The organism is Rhodopseudomonas sp. B29, assembly GCF_000333455.1.
GTDB lineage: Bacteria > Pseudomonadota > Alphaproteobacteria > Rhizobiales > Xanthobacteraceae > Rhodopseudomonas.
This window is the reverse complement of record NZ_BADD01000115.1, coordinates 1-7,644: the sequence shown is the minus strand read 5'-3', so window position 1 is coordinate 7,644 and position 7,644 is coordinate 1. Positions and strand designations below refer to the sequence as shown.

Here is a 7,644-nt window from a genome sequence, read left to right as displayed (position 1 = left end):
GCCCCATGAAGCCAGACACGGTGAAGTCCGGCTCGAGTTGAATGAGTCGCTGGGCGGCCTCCCGAGCGCGCGTGGGCTCACCGATCTGGATCAGCGCGACGATCAACACGCGAAGCGCCACGGTGAAGCGGCGGTTCTGCGCCAACGCGCGCTCGGCCCAGGTCACAGCCTCCTTGAACCGACGATCGGCGATCTCGCAGATCGCCAGGGCGCCGAAGGCGAACCAGCCCTGTGGATCGCGCGGGTTGATGCGGAGTGCGCGATCGATCAGCACGCGCCCGACCTGCTGATCACCACGCATGGTTTCGATCCAGCCGCTGAGCGCCAGCGCGGTCGCCGAGTTCGGATTGATGCTGAGCGAGCGGGCGAACAGCTCGCGCGCCGGCTCTGGATCATCGGCCATGTTCCAGATCGCGAACGCCGCCATCCACAACACCTGCGGATCGGACGGCGCGAGTTCGGCTGCACGCCAGGCACGCGCAACCGCCTGGGCGGAGTGATCGCCAGCCGGAGTGATCCAGCCTTGGAAGTGGCGTAGCGCCTGGCAGTAGGCCGAGGCCGCCAACGCGCTCGGATAGTCCGGATTGAGCGCGAGTGCGTCGTCAAGGCAGCGGAGAGCTTCGATAAGACTCTCCGGTGTGAACTGATTGCGCAGGCTGGAGGCGCGTAGCAGCATGTCATAGGAATCGAGTTGAGCAGGCGCGCTCACGTGCAGCCGCCGCGCTTCGGCCAAATGTAGCGTCGGCTCGATGGCGGCGACGACGCACTCGGTGATGCGATCCTGTAGTGTGAATACGTCGCCGAGCTCGCCGTCGAAGCGATCCGCCCATAGATGAGCGCCGGACTCGGCGTCGACGAGCTGGCCGGTGATGCGCAATTGCTCGCCGCCGCGGCGCACGCTGCCTTCGAGCACGTAGCCGACGCCGAGTTCGCGGCCGACGGTGCGCACGTCGACGGCACGGCCCCTGTAGGCGAACGACGAATTGCGGGCGATCACCACGAGGCCGCTACAGCGCGACAGCGCCGTGATGATGTCTTCGACGATGCCGTCGGCGAAGTAATCCTGCTCGGCGTCGCCGCTCATATTGGCGAACGGCAGCACCGCGATCGACGGCCCCTCGAACCGCGGCAGCGTTTCGGCAATTGGCTCCGGCGCAGCCTCGGCCTGCTCGCGCACCTCGCCGACAAAGCGAAAGCCGCGGCGCGCGATGGTGCGGATCAGCTTCTGCTCGTCGCCATTGTCGCCGATCGCAGCGCGCGCGGCGCTGATCCGACTGCTGAGCGTCGCCTCCGAGACGATGCGGCCGTTCCACACCTTGGCCAGCATGTCGTCGCGGCTGACGATTCGATCGCGCGACGCGATCAGCAGTTCGAGCAGATCGAACACCTGCGGCTCGGTCGCCACGATCTGCTCACCGCAGCGCAGTTCACGCTTGCCGCTGTCGAGCACGAAGTTGTTGAAATGATAGAGCAATGCGTTGCGCTGCCGGCCGCCTTGTTCAGAGTGATGACGCTAACACAGTGGCCCTGCGGCAAAAACCAGCTTCTCTCAAGGAAAAATCCAGACGCTCTCCAAGCGGCGGGTGACGGCGCCCGGCATGTTGGCCGCCAAGCCAATCAGGAGAACGCCATGTCCGCCGACATCAACTCGCCATCGACATCCCGCCGCCGCTTCTTCGGCATCGCGCTCGGAACTCTGGCCGCGGCTCAGTTCGTCAAGCTGCCGCTCGCCCGGGCCGCAACCGCGGCTCCACAGCCGGCAGGCACGCCGGCGCCGACTTCATTTCCGGCGCTTCGGCAGATCGACGCCGGCCCGCTATCGATCGGCTACGCCGAACTCGGCCCCAGCGATGGTCCAGCCGTGGTGCTGTTCCATGGCTGGCCCTACGACATTCACAGCTACGTCGAGGTGGCGCCACTGCTCGCTGCACGCGGCCATCGAGTGATCGTGCCCTATCTGCGTGGCTACGGTACGACTCGCTTCCGCTCCAACGAGACAATGCGCAGCGGCCAGCCGTCGGCGGTCGCGGCCGATATCGTCGCGCTGATGGATGCGCTGAAGATCGAGCGCGCGACGCTCGCCGGCTATGATTGGGGCGCCCGCACGGCCAACATCGTCGCGGCGCTGTGGCCGCAGCGCTGCAAGGCGATGGTGTCGGTCAGCGGCTATCTGATCGGCAGCCAGGAGGCGGGCCGCATGCCGCTGCCGCCGCAGGCCGAGCTGCAATGGTGGTATCAGTTCTACTTCGCCACCGAGCGTGGCCGGCTCGGCTACGACAAGTATCGGCACGATTTCGCCAAGCTGATCTGGCACATCGCCTCGCCGGATTGGCACTTCGACGACGTGACCTTTGATCGCAGCGCCGCGGCGTTCGACAATCCCGATCACGTCGAAGTGGTGATCCATAATTATCGCTGGCGGCTCGGCCTCGCCGCGGGCGATCCGCAATACGATGCGCTGGAAGCCAGGCTCGCGACCACGCCGAGCATCGGCGTTCCGACCATCACGATGGAAGGCGACGCCAACGGCGCGCCGCATCCGGAGCCCGCGACCTATGCGAAGAAATTCACGGGCCCCTACGCGCACCGCCTGATCAGCGGCGGCATCGGCCACAATTTGCCGCAGGAAGCGCCACAAGCCTTCGCGCAGGCGGTGATCGACGTCGGCCGATTGTAAGCCGCGCCGCCACGGCGGTTTGAACTTGGGCGGGCCGAATTGACACCTACCCAGTTGCAACACACCGTGGCGACGACTCGGCCGATGCCGGGGCGTGCTTTTGCCGGCTGGTCGCGGCCGGAATAGGATCGATCTTGGACGTTTTGGCGCTGATCGCGGCGATCGCCGCGCTGATTATCATCCGCAAGCTGCAGAATCGCGTGAACGAACTGCGCACGCGGATCGATGCGCTCGAGGCCGGACGGCCGGTCGTGCACGCGGCAGCGCCAGCGGCCGCACCCGGCACAGCGCGAACCGAAGCGCCGCTTGCGCCCGCCGAGGCGGCTCCGGGGCCCGAGCCGGCCGACGCATCGCCTTGGCAGGCCGCACCGCCGTCGCAAGCGGCTCGTCCGGAAGAATTATCGCCGGCCCTCGCCGCGGCTCCGTCGCTCGCCCCGCCGCCCGAGGCACCGGCGGCCCGGCCCGGCTTCGAAGAACGCATCGGCACTCGCTGGGTGGTCTGGGTGGGCGGACTGACGCTGGCGCTCGGCGGCTTTTTCATGGTGCGCTACTCGATCGAGCAGGGACTGATCGGGCCCGGCGTGCGCGTGCTGCTCGGCGGGCTCTTCGCGCTGGGATTGTTAGTTGCCGGTGAAGTCACGCGGCGCAAGGAAAGCATCACGCAAATCAGCGCGCTGCCGATCGCCAACATCCCGGCGATCCTGACAGCTGCCGGCACCGCAGTCGCCTTCGCCACCGTCTACGCGGCCTACGCGCTTTATAACTTCCTCGTGCCGGCCACTGCCTTCATCCTGCTCGGCCTCGTCGCGCTCGGCACGCTGGCCGCCGCGCTGCTGCACGGACCCGCGCTCGCCGGCCTCGGCGTCGTTGCCGCATTCGCCACGCCGCTGCTGGTCTCGTCCGCCGAGCCGAACTACTGGGCGCTCTATGTCTACCTCGTCGTCGTGACGGCGGCAGCCTTCGGCCTTGCCCGCATTCGGCTATGGCGCTGGCTGGCCGTCACTACGATCGTGCTGGCGTTCCTCTGGACGCTGGCCGGCCTTGCCGGCGCGTCGCTAGCGCCACTCGCCTTCCACGTCATCGCCGGCTTCGCGCTCGCCGCGGTGCTGGTGGTGTGCAACTTCCTGTTCGGCCCGTCGCTCGACGACGGCCGGATCGAGCCGGTGTCGTCGGCCTCGCTCAGCGCCGTGCTGCTGGCGACCGCCTTCATCGTCGTCGGCGAAGGTCATTCGGACGCAGCCATGATCGTCTTCGCGGTGCTGATCGCCGCGACGCTCGGCGTGGCTTGGCGTTCCGCAGCAGCCGCCGCAGCGGTCGGCGTCGCTTCCGTGCTGGTCGGCCTCGTGTTCCTGTCGTGGGTCGTGCAGAGTAATCCCGAAATCCTTGTCGTCCCCGGCGGTGCGCTGCCCGGCATCGGCGGCAATCCGCTCGCCGGATCGGTGACGGCTCACCTCGTCGTCGCAGCACTGTTCGCGATCGGCTTCGCCGGCGGCGGGATGGCGGCGCAGGGCCGGTCGCCGAGCGCCGCAGTGCCCGTGGTGTGGGCGGCAGCCGGCGTGTTCACTCCGCTGGCCCTGCTGGTCGCGCTCTACGCGCGTATCGCGCATCTCGATCGGTCGATCCCGTTCGCCATTGTGGCCGTGCTGCTCGCAGCTGCGTTCGCGGCGGCCACCGAGGTGTTGACGAAGCGCGAGCACCGCCCGGGGCTGGCGATCTCGATCGCCTTGTTTGCAACCGGCACGCTCGCCGCCTTGGCGCTGGCGCTGACGTTTGCGCTGGAGAAAGGCTGGCTCACCATCGCGCTGGCGCTGATGAGCGCGGGCACCGCCTGGATCTCGCTGCAGCGGCCGATTCCATTTCTGCGTTGGCTCGCAGCAATTCTGGCCGGCATCGTGGTGGTGCGGATCGGCATGGAGCCGCGCATCGTCGGCGATGCGATCGGCACCACGCCGATCTTCAACTGGCTGCTGTGGGGCTACGGCGTGCCGGCGGCGTCGTTCTGGCTCGGCAGTATCTGGCTGCGCCGGCGCGGTGACGACGTGCCGCTCCGCAGCGTCGAGTCCGCCGCTATCCTGTTCACCGTGCTGCTGGCCTTCCTTGAGATCCGCCACGCCGTGAACGGCGGCGACGTCTACCGCGACAACGCCGGGCTGACCGAGGTCGCGCTGCAGGTCTGTGTCGCGCTGGCGATGTCGATCGGGCTCGAGCGGCTGCGCCGCCGCAGCCACAGCATCGTCCACAATATCGCAGCGGTGCTGCTCGCGGTGTTCGCTGTGCTTGCCAGCCTCCTCGGCTTGCTGCTGCTCGACAACCCGCTGTTCTGGCGAATTCAGATCGACGGCGTGGTGCTGAACCAGCTGCTGCTCGGCTACGCCGCCCCAGCGTTTCTTGCGCTACTACTGTCCTACGCGGTCGCGGGTCTGCGCCGCCCGTTCTACGCCAACAGTCTCGCCGCGTTCGCGCTGCTGATGGGGCTGGCTTACGTCTCGCTGGAAATCCGGCGACTGTATCAAGGCCCGGTTCTGTCGGTCGGCGACACCAGCGACGCCGAACAATACACCTACTCGTTGGCCTGGCTCGGTTGCGGCGTGCTCCTGCTCGGCGCCGGCCTGCTGTTCGACTCCCAGCGCGCCCGCCTCGCCTCCGCGGTGGTGATCGGCCTCACCATCTGCAAGGCGTTCCTGATCGACATGTCGACGCTGACCGGCGTGTACCGCGCGCTGTCGTTCATGGGCCTCGGCGTAGTGCTGGTGGCGATCGGCTGGCTGTATCAGCGCATCCTGTTCCGGACGCGCCCCGCTGCGGGCGACTGCGCCATTGCAGCCGCCGCCGACGGAGTCGTCGTCGAATCGACCGAGTGACGACTGACTCAGCCGGCGGTCGAGGGCTCGGTTGAAGCCGCAAGAGCGATCTTGACGCGCCTGTTGCGGCGTCCCTTCTTCTCGACGCTGGTTACAGCGACGCCTGCAATCTCGCCGGTCGATTCCACATGCGTGCCGCCGCACGGCTGCCGGTCGATGTCGCCGATGCTCACCAGTCGAAGCTGCCTTCCAGTCTGCGGCGGCGCAGCCTGAACTGTTCGCACCAGCGACGGCATGGCCGACATCTCGTCGGCGCTCAGGTGCTGAATCTCGACCGGCAGATCGTTGCCGACCAGCGCATTGAGGCGGTCCGTCAATAGCTGGCGATCGAGCGGTGCCTCGATATCGAAATCGAGGCGCGCATAATCGGGATAGATCGCGCATCCCGTCACCGGCGCATCGACGAGATTGCACAACAGGTGCAGAGCGGTGTGGAGACGCATCAGCCGGTATCGCCTCTCCCAATCGATCCGGGCCAGCACCTTGGCGCCGATCAGGCTCCGGTCAGGCGGCGTCGCCAGGACATGAGCAATCCGGAGACGGCCGGGGATATATTGTGTATCGGCGACGCGCAGCGGCTCACCGCCGTCCAGGAGCAACTCGCCGATATCACCCGGCTGGCCGCCACTCTCCGCATAGAAGATCGTCTTCTCGAGACACACGCTAGTATCGGACTGGTCGACGATCGTCGTCTCCAGTTCCCGGACGTAAGCGTCGATTTCGAAGAGTTTGATCGTGGAAACGACAGTCATGGCGCCTCGGTTCCGGACGGCAGGCAAGTGCAGTCTGGTGATCGCACGATCGACCTCATTTCTGGCCGAGTTTCGCGACGTAGAGCCCGGTTAGACAGACGGCAGCGCCGAGCAGTTCAATGCGACCGAGGCTCTCGCCGAACAGCATCCAGGCGTACAGCGCCGCCACGATCGGCTGCATCAACACCAGCACCGAAGACAGGCTAGCGGGAATGTAGCGCAGGCACGCGGCAAGCAGTCCCTGTCCGCCGAGATGCGCAATCAGCGCCAATCCAAACAGCGGCCAGAGCTCGAGCAGGGAGACGGGAAACAGGCGGCTTTCGAAGACCAACGCCAGCGGAACCAGCACCGACAGCGTGCCGAAGCTCGTCAGATACATGATCCGGCCGGAGGCGATCGAGCGTCGTAAGCCGCTCACGAGCAGCAAATAGGATCCGTAAAACAGCGCCGTCATCAGGGCCAGCGCGTCGCCGAACAACGACCCACTGCCGGCAGCGAACTTGGGCGACAGCAGAATGGTGACTCCGCAAAGAGCGACCACGAACCCGGCAACGAATAGGCGGGTCATGGTCTCGCGATACACCAGCCACGCGACGGGCACGACAACGAACGGAACCAGATTGGCAAGGAGATTGGCATTCGCCACGCTCGTGTAGTGGAAGGAGACGTTCCAGAGCGCCAAATCGAAACCGAGGCAGGCACCCGCCAGCCACAGCAGCCCTAGCTGGTTGGCGCCGAGTGCCGGCTCCGGAGCGTGGTCACCGCGCCGTTCCAGCGTCTGCCAGACATAGGCGAACGGGAGCGCGAGGCCGATACGCCACGCGCCGGTCGCGATCGGATCAAGAGCACTCAGCTTGACGAATATGCCGCCGGTCGCGAGGCAGCAAACCGCCACGACGACCCCGGCGAAGGCAAGTGCGAGACGCGGTCTCGTTGCCTCGATCCGAATGCTGGTGATGGTCGCAGAAGCGGCTTCGAATAACGTCATGGGTCAGCCATCGGGTTGAGTTGAATCGGGGCGGCAGAGGTCGCGGCCACCGGCTCCTTGCATTGGGCAAACGACGGCCGTGCTCTGGCGATGTCGCGCACAGTGCGGCCACCGCCGGAGATGCAATCGCTCCGGATATCGTCGTGCTCAGATCGTTGGTGTCAGAGGCGGCTTAGACGCAGGACTACCCGCGAGCACAGCTCGAACGCGACACGTCGTTCGTCGGAACACGGCCGGGGTGTTACCATGCGACCTCCTGCTCATCGGCTCGCACCACGCGTTCCTCTTGGCCGAACTAACAACACGACCAGAGGTTGATTTGCATCATCTGCAGACGCATTGTGCGGGTCAATCAAAACATTGTCT

At 66.3% G+C, this 7,644-nt stretch carries 5 protein-coding genes; 2 read left to right on the top strand and 3 right to left on the bottom strand.

The window, feature by feature from the left end; all coding sequences use genetic code 11:
- Window positions 1–1,474 (bottom strand): winged helix-turn-helix domain-containing protein (locus I5M_RS04245; protein ID WP_022720266.1); only part of this gene is annotated, 1,474 nt, incomplete at its 3' end.
- 156 nt (window positions 1,475–1,630) lie between these two features.
- On the opposite strand from I5M_RS04245, the gene I5M_RS04240 reads away from it, so the two are divergent.
- Window positions 1,631–2,677 carry an alpha/beta fold hydrolase gene (locus I5M_RS04240; protein WP_022720265.1) on the top strand — a complete coding sequence of 349 codons (1,047 nt, stop codon included), beginning with the start codon at window positions 1,631–1,633 and terminating at the stop codon, window positions 2,675–2,677.
- A gap of 131 nt (window positions 2,678–2,808) precedes the next feature.
- Window positions 2,809–5,538, top strand: a complete 2,730-nt coding sequence (locus tag I5M_RS04235) for a DUF2339 domain-containing protein (RefSeq protein ID WP_051048651.1) — start codon at window positions 2,809–2,811, stop codon at window positions 5,536–5,538.
- A gap of 8 nt (window positions 5,539–5,546) precedes the next feature.
- On the opposite strand, the gene I5M_RS04230 is transcribed toward I5M_RS04235, so the two are convergent.
- Window positions 5,547–6,290: an alanyl-tRNA editing protein gene (locus I5M_RS04230; protein WP_022720263.1), complete on the bottom strand. Its 744-nt coding sequence runs from the start codon at window positions 6,288–6,290 to the stop codon at window positions 5,547–5,549.
- 55 nt (window positions 6,291–6,345) lie between these two features.
- Window positions 6,346–7,185: a DMT family transporter gene (locus I5M_RS04225; RefSeq protein ID WP_031335330.1), complete on the bottom strand. Its 840-nt coding sequence runs from the start codon at window positions 7,183–7,185 to the stop codon at window positions 6,346–6,348.
- Window positions 7,186–7,644: the final 459 nt, after the last annotated feature.

Coding starts and splice junctions, on each gene's coding strand:
- I5M_RS04240 (WP_022720265.1), top strand. CDS start 1,631: ATGTCCGCCGACATCAACTCGCCATCGACATCCCGCCGCCGCTTCTTC.
- I5M_RS04230 (WP_022720263.1), bottom strand. CDS start 6,290: ATGACTGTCGTTTCCACGATCAAACTCTTCGAAATCGACGCTTACGTC.